The sequence below is a fragment of the Acidithiobacillus sp. 'AMD consortium' genome, from assembly GCF_008926505.1.
Classification (GTDB): Bacteria; Pseudomonadota; Gammaproteobacteria; order Acidithiobacillales; family Acidithiobacillaceae; genus Acidithiobacillus; species Acidithiobacillus ferridurans.
The window spans coordinates 2,509,632-2,524,455 of the sequence record NZ_CP044411.1 but is presented as its reverse complement, the minus strand read 5'-3'; the positions used below and the strand labels follow the sequence as shown (position 1 = coordinate 2,524,455).

Below are 14,824 nucleotides of genomic sequence, written 5' to 3'. Positions count from 1 at the left end.
GATGTCCTAATGGCCCGTTTCCGCTTGCCCCGTTTCCGCCGCGCCGTAAACGTGTTCAATCCAAAGTTGTTCGAAAACCTTTCGCTTGCGGCCTTTCTGGCCTGGGTCGGTCTGGGTTCGGATGCCTTGTCTTCCTCCGCTTACGGTCCACCGGAAATCTATTATGCCTTGAAGGGCCATGAATATCTGGCCGTTTTTCTGGCCATCGGCATCCCGCTTTCGGTGTTTGTCATCTCGGCAGGTTACAAACAGGTCATTGCCCTGTTCCCTGACGGGGGTGGCGGATATCACACCGCGTCTACACTGTTAGGGCCGAAGGCCGGCTTGGTAAGTGGCGCTGCGCTGATCGTCGACTATGTCTTGACGGCGGCGATTTCGGTGGCATCGGGTACCGAGGCGCTGTTGAGCACCATGCCCGTCTCCTGGTACAGCGAACGGCTTCTCCTGGATGTCGCGATACTGCTGTTCCTGATCTTCATCAACCTGCGCGGCATGAAAGAATCCATCAAGATCCTGCTGCCCATCTTTATGGCCTTCATCCTGACCCACACCATACTGCTCGGCTGGGGCCTGCTGAGCCATGTAGGCGCCGTACCGGACATCGCCTACAACACTGTTGCGAGTGTTCGGCAGGATAGCACGCAGTACGGCTGGATATTCATCGTGGCGCTGATATTGCGGGCCTTCAGCCTGGGAGGCGGCACCTATACGGGTTTGGAGGCCGTAGCCAACGGTGTGCATATTATGCGTGAGCCGCGTGTGCAGACCGGCCAGCGCACGATGACCCTGCTGGCGACCTCCCTGTCTCTGGTCGCCGGCAGCCTGATCTTTTTATACCTGATGTATCAGGTGCACAGCCAGCAGGGGCAAACTCTGAATGCCGTGCTTTATGGCGCGATTACGCGGGGGTGGACGGTGGGGGGAGTCCCCTTCGGCCCGACGGCGACTCTGCTTACCCTGATTACCGAGGGGCTGCTCCTCTTCATCGCCGCCAATACGGGTATCATCACGGCACCCATCGTCATGGCGAATATGGCCGTCGATCGTTGGCTGCCGGAGCGTTTTTCCTACCTGTCGGATCGCTTCGTGTCGCGTAACGGCGTGTTGCTCATTGGTTTCGCGGCCGTGGTTATCCTTCTGATGACGGGGGGACACGTCAGCATTCTGGTGGTGCTGTACAGTATCAACGTCTTCATCACCTTTACCCTGACCATGGCGGGATTGAGTCGGCACTGGTTTGCCCAGCGCGACAAAGATCCACTCTGGCGAGGCCGGCTTGCGGTCAGTGCGCTGGGCTTTGTGGTCACGGCCTCCATTCTCGCCATCACCATTTTCGAAAAATTCGATGCTGGCGGCTGGTTCACCCTGCTGGTCACCGCGATTGTGGTGAGCCTTGGGTACCTGATCTATCGCCATTACAAGAGTATCAGCAAAATCACTGCCGAACTGGATGAGACCATGCTGGACGTGGTGCCCGAGCATCTGGAGTCCGGCCCGAACCTGCCCCTCGATCCGCGTGGCGCCACCGCCGTATTTTTTGTCAGCCGTTTTGACGGATTGGGGCTGCACACCCTGCTGACTGCGCACCGTATGGTCGGCGGCTTCGTCAAGAACTATGTTTTCCTGCTCGCGGGCATCGTGGGTCAGGGCGAGTTCAAGGGTATCAAGGCCCTGGAGGACCTGAAGGTATATGTGGAAACCGAGGCCAACCAGTATATGGCCTTTTGCCGTAATGAGGGGATGGCGGCGACCTGGTTCGCCACCTACTCCACCGACCGTATCCTGGCGATGGAGGAACTGGCCAATGTCGCCATTCGCTATTTTCCGCAGAGCATCTTTTTTGCCGGGCGGGTGATCGACACGTCTGCGCAGGGGCCTTTCCATGGGCTGCTGCACGATGAAGTCAGCTTCATCGTCCAGGATCGCCTGCAGCATGACGGTTTCAGCATGATGATCGTGCCCGTGCATGTGCGCGGTATCCCGAGCCAGCCGCCGAATATCGTTCTGCCCATTTCCATGTCGCCCGATCTGGAGCTGGTGCAGAATGAAGAGGTAAAAAAAGAAGAGGCCAGGGTTCGCGCCGCAGCCAAGGCGCAGGCCACCACCCAAGCGGATATACAGGAGTCTGCCCCCCATGCTGGTACGGAATGAACGGCGGCACCCTGCACGGGGCCCGCTGATGGTCGATATCGCCGGCCTGCGGCCCACGGCCGCCGAATGCGCCATGCTGCGCCAGCCTGCCGTCGGCGGTGTCATCCTTTTTGCCCGCAACTGTGCCGACGCCGGACAGGTGCGTGAGCTGTGCGCGGAATTGCATGCCTTGCGCAGCACTCCCCTTCTTGTCGGCATAGATCAGGAAGGCGGACGGGTGCAGCGTCTGCGTGCGGGGGTGACGCGTTTCCCGCCCATGGCGACCCTGGGGCGTCTGGCGGATCGTGACGGACTGGAAAGTGCGCGGGTGGCGGCCGAAGACTGGGGCTTGCTGCTCGGTACGGAACTTCGGGATCTCGGCATTGATCTGGATTTTACCCCCTGCGTGGATCTGGATCGCGGTATCTCTGCGGTGATCGGCGATCGCGCCATCCACCGCGATCCGGTATGGGTGGGCGCTATTGCGGCAGCACTCTGGAAGGGCATGGCCCGGACCGGCCTGCAGGGGGTCGCCAAGCATTTCCCCGGTCACGGGGCGGTGGCCGCGGACTCTCATCTCGATTTGCCGCTGGATGATCGTCCGTTCAGCGCCATTCAGGAAGACCTCCAGCCCTTTGCGGGCATGATCGCCGCAGGAATTCCGGCGATCATGCCCGCGCATTGTCTTTATCCCAGGGTGGATGGTGAACACCCTGCCGGCTTCTCGCCGCGCTGGTTGCAGGATGTTCTCCGTAAAGAGATGGGCTTCACCGGTGTGGTGGTCAGTGACGACCTCAGCATGGCGGGTGCCCATGCTGCGGGCGGCATGGCTGCCCGGGTGGATGCGGCGCTGACGGCGGGCGCCGACCTGTTGCTGGTCTGTAACGATCCGGAAGGTGCGGAAACAGCCATCGCGCATTTACAGTCCAGGGATGTACTCCCGACCGGTGACCGCCTGGAGCGTCTCGCCGGTAACGCCGCCACGGCCGCCTTGTCCGCGGCTGACCGGGTGCGCTGCCTGCAGCAGATCGAAGCGTTACGGGCGCTCGCCCCCGGATGCACGGACTGATGCGCGGCCCAGAATGTTAACCCCTTGTTTTTCCCGCGTCGCGTATTAGAATACGCCCTCACCTTTTACTCCTTGTTCGGGCGATGGGCGTCCGGACTCCGCAGTGAACCATAAGGAGCAACTTTTGCGTCATTATGAAATTGTGTTTCTGGTCCATCCTGACCAGAGTGAACAGGTCCCCCAGATGATCGAGCGCTACCGCGGCATGATCGAGAGCGACGGCGGGCATTTTCATCGCCTGGAAGACTGGGGCCGCCGGCAACTGGCCTACCCCATCAAGAAGGCCCACAAGGCACACTATGTGCTGATGAACATAGAGTGCAGCGGTGTTGCGCTGGCTGAACTGGAGGACGCTTTCCGCTTCAACGACGCGGTATTGCGCCATCTGACGCTGGCCCGCCATGAAGCCGTCACCAGCCCTTCCTTCCTGGCCCGCGATGAGACGGACCGTCGGGAACGCAGCGAAGAGACCGCCGAAGGCGAACCGGATCACAGCGCTAACGAAGCCGTAGTGACGGCTTAATCTAAGGAGATTTCAGATGGCATTTAATCGGGACAGAGATCGGGATAGTGGTGATGGCGACAAGCGTGGCGGCGGCAGCAACTTTACGCGCCGGCGCAAGTTCTGCCGGTTCCGGGCGGAAGGTGTCAAAGAAATCGACTACAAGGATCTGAAGACCTTGCAGGCTTATGTGGGCGAGACGGGTAAGATCGTCCCCAGCCGGATTACCGGAACCAGCAACCTCTATCAGCGGCAGTTGACCACTGCGATCAAACGCGCCCGTTTTCTGGCGTTACTGCCCTACGTCGTGCGTTAAGGCGCCGGCGCTCCGGTGGCGGTGCAGCCAGGAGGCGGGGTCCTCCGTTGGTTTCTCAGCGGACGCTGGCCAGCTGGTGTCAGTATTGCTGTATTGTTCAGCGCGGCAGGCCTGATTCCTTTTCTTGCCGGACCGTTGTTGCTCAACTGCGTCGCTCTGGTGGCGCTGGTTACTCTGCAGGCGGGACGCAGGGAGAGCCTCGAAGTGCTGGTGATTGCCGGAATCGCCTCCGCGCTGTTCACGCTGAACCCATGGTATGGTGTCGCCTTTGCGCTGGTAGCCTGGTTGCCGGGACGGCTGTTGGGAGAGGGGTTGCAGTGGGACGTGGGGTGGGGCGGAGTGGTCTGGGTGGTCATCGGTTTGTCACTCCTGACGCTGGCGTTACTGCTCTGGGCCATACCGCAGGGTACGGGCCCAGGCTTCTGGCAGGCGCAGATGGAGCACTTGCTGGCACCGGCGCGTAAGGACCTCAGCGCGACGCAGCGTCAGGTCCTGGGCGATATGGTTCGTCTGATGCCGGGGATCCTCGCTGCGGTCATGGCACTGCTCTGGGCGCTGGCGGCAGTGATGGCCAGTCGCTGGCGCGAACGGTTTCAGGGTATTGTGGTGCCACAACGGGTGTTTCGCGATTGGGTGCTGCCAGAGTGGCTGATCTGGTTGCCGGTGGTGACGGGGTTGGGCTTTTTCCTGCCACATGGCAGCGCATGGCCGGTACAGAACCTCGCCATTCTGGTCGCTGGGCTGTACTTGCTGCAGGGACTAAGTTTGGTGCACCTGTGGTTCGCGTCGAGAGGCTGGCCCCTGATCGCGCTGGCGGCTTTTTATATCGGACTGATCCTGCTTTCACAGTTCCTGCTGGTGGTCAGTGTGCTGGGTATTCTGGACCGTGTTTTTCACCTGCGCCGACGGCTTGCCGGGCCGCGGTCCTGATGGCGGTTTTGCAGAGAATTTTTGGGAGGAATTTGAAATGAAAGTGATTTTACTGGAACGTATCAACAAGTTGGGGCGTCTGGGCGATGTGGTCGAAGTGCGTCCGGGTTATGGGCGCAATTTTCTGGTGCCGCAGGGCAAGGCCGTAGTGGCCAACCAGCGCAATCTGGAAGACTTTGCCGCCCGTAAGGCGGCGCTGGAGCAGGTGGAGGCAGAACGCCTGCAAGCCGCGCAACAGCGCGCCGCGGCGCTGGCCGATACCGTGGTCACGATTGCCCTGCAGGCGGGCGAGGATGGTCGTTTATTTGGTTCGGTGGGCCTGCATGACATCAGTGCGGCCCTGGCGGCCCTGGGCCACGAAGTGGCTCATTCCGAAATCCGTCTGGCGGGAGGGCCGATCAAACGGATCGGCGAATTCCCGGCGCGTGTGCATTTGCACCCGGAGGTCGAACTGGATGTGATAGTCTTCGTCGAGCGCGCCTGATCCCAGGCCTGGGCGTGTCTGATTCGGCGGACTACGGCGGCGGGGTCAAGGCCCCGCCGCACTCTATCGAGGCGGAGCAATCCGTCATCGGCGCCCTGCTGATCGACCCCGAGACGGCGGAGCAGGTCACTGAGGCGGTGGCGGCCGAAGAATTTTATGAGCGTCGTCACCGCCAGATTTTCCAGGCCATCAGCGCCATGCTGGGCGCCGGGCGGGCGGTGGACGCCATCACGGTCTCCGAATGGTTGCAAGATCATGAGCAGCTCGCCGATGTGGGCGGGGTGCAGTATCTCCTCATGCTGGCCAACGAGACGCCCTCGGCGGCCAATGTGCTCGCCTATGCGCGGATCGTGCGGGAGCGGGCCACCCTGCGTGACCTCATCCGGGTCGGTCGGGAAATCGCCGAGCTTGCCTACCGTCCGGAAGGGCGGTCGGCTCAGGCCTTGTTGGACGAGGCTGAAAGCCGGGTCTTTCATCTCGCCGAAGGACAGCAGCGAGCCGGCGAAGGTTTCCAGCAACTCAAGGACGCACTTCCGGCGGTTATAGACCGGATCGAGACCATCGCCCGTGAGAAGAAGGGTGTCACGGGGCTGTCCACGGGCTTTGCCGATCTGGACGAGAAAACCTCCGGCCTCCACCCCGGCCAGCTCGTTATTGTTGCGGGCCGTCCGAGTATGGGCAAAACCTCTTTCGCCATGAATATCGCGGAGCATGTCGCCTGTATCGAAGGCAAGCCTGTCGCGATTTTCAGCATGGAAATGCCGACCGAGGAGATCGTCCTGCGCGCACTCTCGTCGCGGGGACGGGTAGATCAGCACCGCCTGCGCAATGGCAGCCTGGGTAACGACGACTGGCCGCGCATCGCCCATGCCATCGGTGAACTCGGCAACGCGCCCCTGTTCGCCGACGATTCTGCCGCGCTGACCCCGACGGATTTGCGCTCGCGGGCCCGTCGGCTGAAGCGGGAGCATGGCTTGGCTTTGATCGTGGTGGACTATCTGCAACTCATGCAAGTGCCGGGACGGGGTGATAACCGGGTCGCCGAGATTTCCGAGATCAGCCGTTCGCTCAAGGCGTTGGCCAAAGAGCTGTCGATCCCCGTGATTGCCCTCTCCCAGCTCAACCGAAGTCTGGAAAATCGTACCGAGAAGCGTCCGCAGATGTCCGATCTGCGTGAATCCGGAGCCATTGAACAGGATGCCGACCTGATCCTCTTCCTCTATCGCGATGAGGTGTATTACAAGGACAAGGAAGAGGTGAAAGGCATTGCCGAGGTGATCATCGGTAAACAGCGCAACGGACCTATCGGGACGGTGCGGATGAGTTTCTTCGGTGAATATACCCGTTTTGAGAACTATGCGCCGTCCGGGGATGGCTTCGGGCATTAGTTGCCTGCACCAAGCCCGATCATCGGCGTGCCGTCCATGTATTTTTTCACGGGATTTTCTCGCGCCTTGGGGTGTATCATTGGCCCATGACCCGCCCGATTATTGCCGATATCTCCGCTGCCGCACTGCGCCATAATGTAGCGGTGGTGCGCGAACATGCACCCCGCGCACAGATCATGGCGGCGGTAAAGGCGAATGCTTATGGGCATGAAGTAACCCTTTGCGCCCCGGTGCTGGCCGAGGCTGGAGTGGACGCCTTTGCAGTGGCTTCCCTGGAAGAGGCGGAAGCGCTTCACGCCTTGCGGCTGGAGCGCCCCATCTGTCTGCTGGGGGGTCCTTTTGACGCTGACGAAGTGTCCGTCGCCGCAGAACGCGCTTATCTGCTGGTGATTCACGAACAACGCCAGTTGCAGTGGCTGGAGACCCATGCTGCGGATGCTGCGTTGCGCCTGTTTATCAAGGTGGATACGGGCATGCACCGGCTGGGTTTTGCCCCGGAACGATTGTCCGCCCTGTTTGCCGCTTTGCAACGCCACCCGCGCTGGGAGGTGTTGGGGCTGATGAGCCATCTCGCCCGCTCCGATACGCCGAATGACCCCTTCAATCGTCAACAGGCGGGTGTTTTTGCCGCTGCCATTGCGCACGTCGGCCACGCCACCGCAGGTCAGCACAGCCTCGCCAACTCGGGGGGGGTGCTGGCGCTGCCCTTTACCCACCAGCACTGGGTGCGGCCCGGGCTCATACTTTACGGTCTTTCGCCCTTCGCCGGGCGTCGCGGCAGCGAAATCGGTTTGCAACCCGTGCTCTCCTGGCGCAGTGCGGTGGTGGCCATCCGCGAACTCGGCCCCGGTGACTGGCTGGGTTATGGCGCAGCCTGGCAGGCCCCGGCGCCGTGTCGGGTGGGGGTGGTGGCAGCGGGTTACGGCGACGGTTATCCCCGTCACCTAGGGTGTGGCGCGCCGGTCACGGTAGCCGGGCAGACTACCTGCACTTTGGCGCGGGTCAGCATGGATATGCTTTTTGTGGACCTGACGGCCGTGCAGGCAGACATCGGCGCTCCTGTCGTCCTCATGGGGGCTGGCGGACCGCCTCTCGAATCCTTGGCAGCGGAACTCGGTACCATCTCCTATGAAATGAGCTGCCGCATGCAGACGCGGGTACCGCGCCAGTTGGTTTCATGAGTCGCGACAAAACCCTTTTCGTTTGCCAGGAATGCGGCAGTATCAGCAATAAATGGCTGGGACGCTGTCCAGATTGCGGTGCATGGAACAGCTTCGTCGAACAGCGCGTGGAGAAGACCGTCGCCAAATCCCAAACCACCTATGCCACGGCCAGCCCGCCGCAATTTCTGCATGCGGTGCCGATCACGGATGTGGGGCGTAGCACGACGGGCTTGGCGGAACTCGACCGGGTGCTGGGCGGCGGGCAGGTGCCGGGGGCAGCCATTCTTCTGGGCGGGGAGCCGGGCATCGGAAAATCCACCCTCCTGCTCCAGACTGCCCATCACCTCGCTCAGGTCAGTAAGGTGCTTTATGTCACCGGGGAGGAGTCGGCGGCACAAGTCGCCTTACGTGCGCAGCGTCTGGGGCTGGGCCGGAGCCCTGTACGGGTGGTCGCCGAAAACCATCTTGAAGCGATCGAGGGGCTGCTCCGGGGAGAACAGCCCGCACTGTTATTGGTGGATTCCATTCAGACCGTCTATACCGACACGCTGCAATCGGCCCCAGGTTCGGTGGCCCAAGTGCGGGAGTGTGCGGCACGCCTGGTGCGTTTCGCCAAGGCGACGGGCACCACGGTGTGGCTGGTGGGCCATGTGACCAAGGAGGGGGCCATTGCTGGCCCACGTGTGCTCGAGCACATGGTGGATACCGTGCTCTATTTTGAAGGGGAGGCGGGTAGCCCGTACCGGATCGTGCGCGCCATCAAGAACCGCTTTGGGGCGGCCAACGAACTGGGTGTTTTCCAGATGCATGAAGAGGGCTTGAGCGAGGTCGCCAATCCTTCGCAGCTTTTCCTGTCGCAGCATGAGCGACCCGTGGCAGGGAGCGTGGTACTGGCAACGCAGGAAGGAACCCGACCGCTGCTGGTGGAGGTGCAGGCGCTGGTGACTCCGAGTCCGCTGGCGAATCCGCGCAGGGTTGCCATCGGTCTGGATCCCAACCGCCTCTCCCTCCTTCTGGCCATTCTACATCGTCACGGTGGCAGCATGTTTTTTGATCAGGATGTCTTCGTGAATATCGCGGGGGGGATCAAAGTCAACGAACCTGCCGCCGACCTTGCCGTGGCCCTCGCCTTGGTCAGCAGTTTTCGCAATAAACCCCTGGAGGGCCGTCGGGTGGTCTTTGGCGAATTGGGTCTGGCAGGAGAGGTGCGCCCGGTGGCGGGCACCGAGGCACGGGTTCGTGAAGCCATCAAACTCGGTTTCAACGGCGCCATTCTCCCGCGCGGCGACAAGATTTCGGTTGCCGCCACGTTTAAACTACACCCGGCGGCCCGCCTGGGTGATGCAATGGAGGCCGCCTTTGCTGGAGGGTGAATCCTGACGCGCTGATGGCCGCAACGCACTACCGGCAGGATGGTCGGCGCCTTGCAATATCTTTCCGGAGCGGTTAGTGTGGTCTGTAACTATAGGTAATACATCACATAATTTTCTGATATGTGAAGCTGTCCGGCGTTTTTATGATCGTCTGAAAGGAGGAGTATTATGCAAAAGTTACCGGTTTACCCTGCTGCACAGGGCCTATTTCATTCATCGCTGCGGAGAGGTGTGGCGGGGAGCGTTTTGGTGGCTTTCGGCCTGTTGGGCCTTGGGGCCGGCACGGCGTTCGCGTCGAGCGTAGGGACATCGGCACCAGGGTTGATGCGTACCGCGCTAGCCGGGGGCGCAGCGGCAAGCCCTGCGGAAGTAAAGAATTTCGCGGCAGCCGTCCAGGAGATCAAGCCACTCAATGAACAGGTCCATAGTGCCTTGAGTCGGAAGGGTATCACCGCCACCCAGCGGGAAGAGTTGAAAAAATCCTATATGACGAAGGTGGAGGATATACTCGCTAAAAATCACCTGACCGCAGAGCAATATTCCAGCCTGCTCAGGCAGACCCAAAGCGATCCGGATTTCGCGAAAGAGGTCGAGTCAGATATGCGGTAACGACCCACCCTGGCTAGCGCCGCTTTCCTTCCGGGATCGTCGGCGTGCCGGCTTATGCTTTTTCGGCCTTTCCTCCGCATCTATGCTTTGTGTGATAATAGGGCATATAGGAGGTCTGCCAATGCCCAAGCTTGATTTGCCCCGCCCCGATTATGCCGCCCGCCGTCGTCTGCTGATGCAGAAGATGCACACTGCCGGTGTTGCGATTATCCCCACCGCCGCACCCAAGAGCCGTAACAGCGATGTACAGTACCCCTTCCGCGGCGACAGTGATTTCCTCTATCTGACCGGTTTCACAGAGCCGGAGGCTGTACTGGTGCTGGCACCGGGACACGCTGACGGGGAGGAGATCCTGTTCTGCCGTCCTCGTGACCCCGAGCGGGAAACCTGGGATGGGCGTCGCGCCGGGCTGGAGGGTGCTCTTGAGCAATGTCAGGTAGATCGTTGCCTCTCGATTCATGACCTGAACGACGTCTTTCCACAACTGTTGGAAAATCGGGAACTGCTGTTTTATCCCATGGGTCAGTCCACGGATTTCGACGCGCGGGTCATGCACTGGCGCAATGTTGCCAAGAGCAAGATTCGCCAGGGTATGCGCTACCCGCTCGAAGTGGTTGATGTTGCTGAGCTGATCCATGAGATGCGGTTGTTCAAAGACCCCGAAGAGATCGAAATCCTGCGGGCGGCGGTGGGCATTAGCGGTGCCGGGCATCGCCATGGCATGCGCCAATGTCGTCCGGGTATGCTGGAATACGAATTGGCCGCCGAGATCGAGCATGTTTTTCGTCGCCTCGGGTCGCCCAGCGTGGCGTATCCCAGTATCGTCGGCGGCGGAATCAATGGTTGCATTCTGCACTACACGGAAAATGATGCGGAACTGCGCGATGGCGATCTGGTGCTGATCGACGCCGGCGCAGAGGTTGGCGCCTACGCCGGAGACATTACCAGGACCTTGCCGGTGAACGGGGTTTTCAGTCCCGCACAACGGGAAGTTTACGAAGTCGTTCTGGCCAGTCAGAAAGCGGCAATCGCCGCCGTACAGGTAGGGCGCTCCGTTACCGATTATCATGACGAGGCCGTCAAGGTGCTGGTGGACGGCTTGTTGGAGCTGAACATACTTTCCGGCAGTCGCGACGCAGTCATCGAGCAGGGCAGCTATAAGGCCTTCTATATGCATCGAACGGGGCACTGGCTGGGCATGGACGTTCATGACGTCGGCCACTATCGCAGTGCGGATCAGTCCTGGCGGAAACTGGAGGCAGGGATGGTGCTGACGGTGGAGCCGGGCCTGTACTTCTCGCCAGATAATCCATCGGTACCGGAGCGTTGGCGCGGTATCGGAGTTCGCATCGAAGACGACGTGCTGGTGACCACCGGCGGTCCGGATGTTCTGTCGAGCGGAGTACCCAAGGAGGTTGCCGAGGTCGAAGCCATGATGGCAGCAGGGTGGGCGGAAGGCTGACGAAACCGCCCGAACCGTGTGTGTTGCCCGCTTAGATGCCGTTGGTGACGGGTACCATGGAATGGACGAAACGCAGTTTGGCCTGCTTGACGCCAAAATCCACGGCGTGTTGAACGCTGCCCATAAGTATATCGGCTGCCATGTGGTAGCGGGGGTTCATGGTATCCCAGACTACGCCATGAATGACGCGCCCGGAGCGTAGGATGATGTTGACGCGTTCGCCACAGCGGTTGCCTCCGTTTTTGCGGAAGAACAGGTCCTGCGACAGCGCCACCTGATCGGGCCGGTTAGGGCCACAGGCTGAAATATCCGGGGTGCTGCTGGTCTGGTCAGCAAGCGCATTGTAGGCGGTTACGCGCCGCAAATAAAAAAAACCGTGGCGCATGAGCAGCGTGCCGTCACTGACCCCCTGTGCCTGGGTGAAGCCCGCAACAGTCTGGGCATCGGTGATATCACCCAGGCTGTCGCCCTGCTTCAGGGGGTCGCCGATACTGCCGACGGGTGTGCCGAGGAATGGTGCGGGCAAGTCCGGCAGATTGGGCGCCAGGGCGTTGGGCAGAAAAAACGTCGACAGGGCAAGACTCATCCCGGCAGATAATCGTCGTATCAAGTCTATCTCCTTATCTAAGCTGGTCTGTGGCGACCCCTCCCGGTCGCAATGACACTGGCATACTTCTCGAAAGACGAAATGAAACAGCATCTTACAAAAAATATGAAAAAAGTCAAGAAGATAATTTTATTTATTGGTAAACAACGAGATAGGAGGCAGCCCCCCTGCCCGAGGTTTATGCGCTGTTACCATGCCGGCTGGATGATCTTGGATCAGCTTAAAAGAGGTGATACATTTTTTGCGGAGTGCCCGTGAAGATGAGCCAGGCGGTCGCTCTTGCGACCAATGTACCGGATTGCGGCACACCGGAGAAATGTGTGTAAAGACTGGCGCGTTGTTGTTTTTTTAGCTATGCTTTGTTTGCTCGTTTTTCCAACCCAACAAAGGAGACTGCTATGAGCAAGTTCACCACCGCTTTGAAGGTAACTGCGCTGATTTTGCCCTTGGGCCTGGCCGGTTGTGCGACCAGTTCTGACCTTGCCAAGGTTTCTGCGAAGGCTGATGCCGCGCAGTCCACCGCCAACGAAGCACTGGCCAAGGCCAATGCCGCGCAGAGCACCGCTACCGATGCCCTGAGCAAAGCCAACGCCGCGCAGAGCACCGCTGATCAGGCGATGAGCACCGCCAACGCTGCCAATCAGAAGGCTGATGAAGCCAACACGAAGGTGGAGCGGATGTTCAAAAAGTCGATGATGAAGTAATTTTATCGTCGTAGTGGATGTGCAAAGGCCCCGCCGGTTCCCGACGGGGCCTTTGGTTTTTTTGGCGCTTGTTTGGTTATGTCACCGTTCTATCATCAAAACTTCATCATATTGTCACATTATACGTCTAGACTTCTAGTCCTTGTTCAATAGAAACTCTACCAGAGGAGACGCGGAGCCACTTTTCCTAGAAGCGCTGGATATCCGCCTCAAGACCCTGCTGCCCGATGGACATCCCGATATCGCTGTCAGCCTCAATAGCCTGGCTACCCTGTATTATTCTAACTCGCATTAGAAATAGGCGGTTTTCCCTACAAAAGGTGCGTTGATTGCCCTTGCGCGGTAAGGAGTGCCACTGCCTTCTTATCGAAGGAAACGAAGGTTTCCCCGCCAAGCCAGTGGCCTTCGTAGGCAATGACGCCATCGGCAAAGTCTCCGCCTGCGTCGAGCATCAGCAAGCCAGCCTCCACGGCGGGCCGGTTCATTTCCACGTTGGTGGCGGCAAGTAGCGCTCGAATCGCGCCAGCCACGTCAGTTTGCTGGAACTCATATACGCGCAATAGCACCCAAACAAATTCGCATAGACACGGCAGAGCCACCGCGATCAACTCGGCATCGGTCAAGACTGCGGCGGCAACGTCCGCTTGTGCGGGATCGTCACGCACAACCGCACGCACAAGGACGTTGGTATCGACGGCGATCTTCATTGCTTGCCTGCCCAGCCTTGCGCCGCCGCCTCGTTGATTTCTTCGATGGTAGCAACCTTCTGCGTTCTACCTGCGAGCAGGCCGACAAAGCTGTCTATCGACCCTGTGGGCCGTGCCGCCTTGAGTGCCACCCGGCCATCTGGCAGCAAGTCCAGTTCGATCTTGTCACCCGGCTTGATGCCGAGGTGTTGCAGTACATCCTTGCGAAACGTCACTTGTCCCCGTGCGGTAACGGTCAATGTAGTCATGGTGGTCTACCCTCGCGGTTACGTAGGTTGATGTCTTGCATAGTAATGCATAAACGCCTTACTATCAATGTCGGTCAAACGATCATTAGTCGGTCATGCTGGACAACGTCCAGCCCTAATTCCGCGATGATGTGATGGAAAAACAATATGAAGAGCCCAGCCTGTAAGGTTTTCCGGTATAATGGACTCGACAAAAAAGATTCACCTACAGGGAGAGTTGCAGGAGGACCCGACGACAAAAATGGCACGAACTGTGCGTCCTTTTAAGCGGTCCGCAACAGAAGAACCCATGACCGCACAATCGGGGTTGGTGCCCCATAGAGAATTTCTCCGGGGGTTGGGCTTTCTCGCTGGTTGGAACAGGAAATGCCCAGGCCGGGCAGCAAACGGGGTTATGCTTATGTTACCGCACGCGCGACCAGGAATGGGTTATACTGTGAAATGCATGGTGCGTGGTTTGTCGCACATCGCTACACAGGAGCATGATCATGAACCGCTGGATGGCAACCATGGCCGGTATACTGCTCATCGGTAGTGTCGCTGCCGGAGCCCAGGCAAGTACGGACAGGGTATCGGCCCCTTATCCGCTCACGCATAACAGGACCATCGCTCAGATGCGCGAGCACCTCAACCATGAAGAGATCGCGCAGCACCGGTTGGAAGAAAGGATTGTCACGTTGAAGTCCCACCATGACCGGGCAGGCGCTATTCGCGCAGCGCAGCAACTGAGATCCAAGACGGCCGATATTGCAGGGCTCAAGTCAGAGCTGCATGATGCCATGACCAATGGTAAAGGGTACCAGAGCAGGACGCATTAAAGCCCGGTAACAAGATCACTCCAGATTGACTATAGATTTCAATCATCTGCATAGGGGAAACCATCATGAGCAAAACACAGAAAAGCAATAAAGAAACCAAGAAGCAGCCAGCGATGACGCCCAAAGAGAAAAAACAGGCCAAACAGGCCAAGAAGCATTCCAGCGATATGGGTGCCACCATCGTTCCCCGCTGAAATCAGCGGCGCCCAGCCAAAAAAGTGTGGAGGAGTCCCGTAACAAGAACATGTTGCAGTACATAAGCAGTGGAGGGGGAATAGATGATGCTTTAATGTGTCGCCAAATTACTCCGAGGA

General features: G+C 59.4%; 17 protein-coding genes. 14 read left to right on the top strand and 3 right to left on the bottom strand.

The genetic code is table 11. The annotated features are described in order from the left end of the window. The first annotated feature begins 9 nt into the window (after positions 1 to 9). From F6A13_RS13225 to pepP, 11 genes are all read left to right on the top strand, one after another. The gene (locus F6A13_RS13225) at positions 10 to 2,151 is read left to right on the top strand and encodes an APC family permease (RefSeq protein WP_113525929.1); all 2,142 of its coding nucleotides are present in this window, start codon (positions 10 to 12) and stop codon (positions 2,149 to 2,151) included. Next, entirely contained in the window at positions 2,135 to 3,199 is a 1,065-nt protein-coding gene (gene nagZ, locus F6A13_RS13220; RefSeq protein WP_126604389.1) for a beta-N-acetylhexosaminidase, read from the top strand. The genes F6A13_RS13225 and nagZ overlap by 17 nt, the downstream gene beginning before the upstream one ends. Before the next feature lie 124 nt (positions 3,200 to 3,323). Beyond that, a complete protein-coding gene (rpsF, locus tag F6A13_RS13215; RefSeq protein ID WP_113525931.1) occupies positions 3,324 to 3,722 on the top strand; it encodes a 30S ribosomal protein S6 in 399 nt (132 codons plus the stop codon). Between the two features lie 16 nt (positions 3,723 to 3,738). Then, positions 3,739 to 4,017 carry a 30S ribosomal protein S18 gene (gene rpsR / locus F6A13_RS13210; protein WP_009562432.1) on the top strand — a complete coding sequence of 93 codons (279 nt, stop codon included), beginning with the start codon at positions 3,739 to 3,741 and terminating at the stop codon, positions 4,015 to 4,017. Between the two features lie 15 nt (positions 4,018 to 4,032). Next, positions 4,033 to 4,947, top strand: coding sequence for a DUF2232 domain-containing protein (locus F6A13_RS13205; RefSeq protein WP_113525932.1), 915 nt, complete (start codon positions 4,033 to 4,035; stop codon positions 4,945 to 4,947). Between the two features lie 37 nt (positions 4,948 to 4,984). Next, positions 4,985 to 5,431: a 50S ribosomal protein L9 gene (rplI, locus tag F6A13_RS13200; protein ID WP_113526351.1), complete on the top strand. Its 447-nt coding sequence runs from the start codon at positions 4,985 to 4,987 to the stop codon at positions 5,429 to 5,431. 14 nt (positions 5,432 to 5,445) lie between these two features. Continuing rightward, positions 5,446 to 6,819 (top strand): replicative DNA helicase, encoded by a 1,374-nt coding sequence (gene dnaB / locus F6A13_RS13195; protein WP_126604388.1) that lies wholly within the window; start codon positions 5,446 to 5,448, stop codon positions 6,817 to 6,819. Between the two features lie 86 nt (positions 6,820 to 6,905). Next, entirely contained in the window at positions 6,906 to 8,000 is a 1,095-nt protein-coding gene (gene alr, locus F6A13_RS13190; protein WP_113525934.1) for an alanine racemase, read from the top strand. After that, positions 7,997 to 9,355, top strand: a complete 1,359-nt coding sequence (radA, locus tag F6A13_RS13185; protein ID WP_113525935.1) for a DNA repair protein RadA — start codon at positions 7,997 to 7,999, stop codon at positions 9,353 to 9,355. The genes alr and radA overlap by 4 nt, the downstream gene beginning before the upstream one ends. A 168-nt stretch (positions 9,356 to 9,523) precedes the next feature. After that, on the top strand, positions 9,524 to 9,964 hold the full coding sequence (locus F6A13_RS13180) for a DUF4168 domain-containing protein (protein ID WP_113525936.1): 441 nt from the start codon (positions 9,524 to 9,526) through the stop codon (positions 9,962 to 9,964). Positions 9,965 to 10,085: 121 nt separating this feature from the next. Further along, on the top strand, positions 10,086 to 11,426 hold the full coding sequence (pepP, locus tag F6A13_RS13175; RefSeq protein ID WP_126604387.1) for a Xaa-Pro aminopeptidase: 1,341 nt from the start codon (positions 10,086 to 10,088) through the stop codon (positions 11,424 to 11,426). A 31-nt stretch (positions 11,427 to 11,457) separates the two neighbouring features. Here pepP and F6A13_RS13170 read toward each other — a convergent pair whose 3' ends face one another. Further along, positions 11,458 to 12,036, bottom strand: a complete 579-nt coding sequence (locus F6A13_RS13170) for a hypothetical protein (protein WP_113525938.1) — start codon at positions 12,034 to 12,036, stop codon at positions 11,458 to 11,460. A 395-nt stretch (positions 12,037 to 12,431) separates the two neighbouring features. Between F6A13_RS13170 and F6A13_RS13165 the strand changes: the two genes are divergently transcribed. Next, positions 12,432 to 12,737: an Lpp/OprI family alanine-zipper lipoprotein gene (locus tag F6A13_RS13165; RefSeq protein ID WP_009569260.1), complete on the top strand. Its 306-nt coding sequence runs from the start codon at positions 12,432 to 12,434 to the stop codon at positions 12,735 to 12,737. Positions 12,738 to 13,048: 311 nt separating this feature from the next. On the opposite strand, the gene F6A13_RS13155 is transcribed toward F6A13_RS13165, so the two are convergent. Next, on the bottom strand, positions 13,049 to 13,444 hold the full coding sequence (locus F6A13_RS13155; RefSeq protein ID WP_126604386.1) for a type II toxin-antitoxin system VapC family toxin: 396 nt from the start codon (positions 13,442 to 13,444) through the stop codon (positions 13,049 to 13,051). Beyond that, positions 13,441 to 13,692, bottom strand: a complete 252-nt coding sequence (locus F6A13_RS13150; RefSeq protein WP_113525940.1) for an AbrB/MazE/SpoVT family DNA-binding domain-containing protein — start codon at positions 13,690 to 13,692, stop codon at positions 13,441 to 13,443. Before F6A13_RS13150 ends, F6A13_RS13155 begins: the two co-directional genes overlap by 4 nt. A 488-nt stretch (positions 13,693 to 14,180) precedes the next feature. On the opposite strand from F6A13_RS13150, the gene F6A13_RS13145 reads away from it, so the two are divergent. Further along, positions 14,181 to 14,510, top strand: a complete 330-nt coding sequence (locus tag F6A13_RS13145; RefSeq protein ID WP_126604385.1) for a hypothetical protein — start codon at positions 14,181 to 14,183, stop codon at positions 14,508 to 14,510. A gap of 65 nt (positions 14,511 to 14,575) precedes the next feature. Continuing rightward, a complete protein-coding gene (locus tag F6A13_RS15880) occupies positions 14,576 to 14,704 on the top strand; it encodes a hypothetical protein (protein ID WP_264158128.1) in 129 nt (42 codons plus the stop codon). The last annotated feature ends 120 nt before the right edge of the window (positions 14,705 to 14,824 follow it).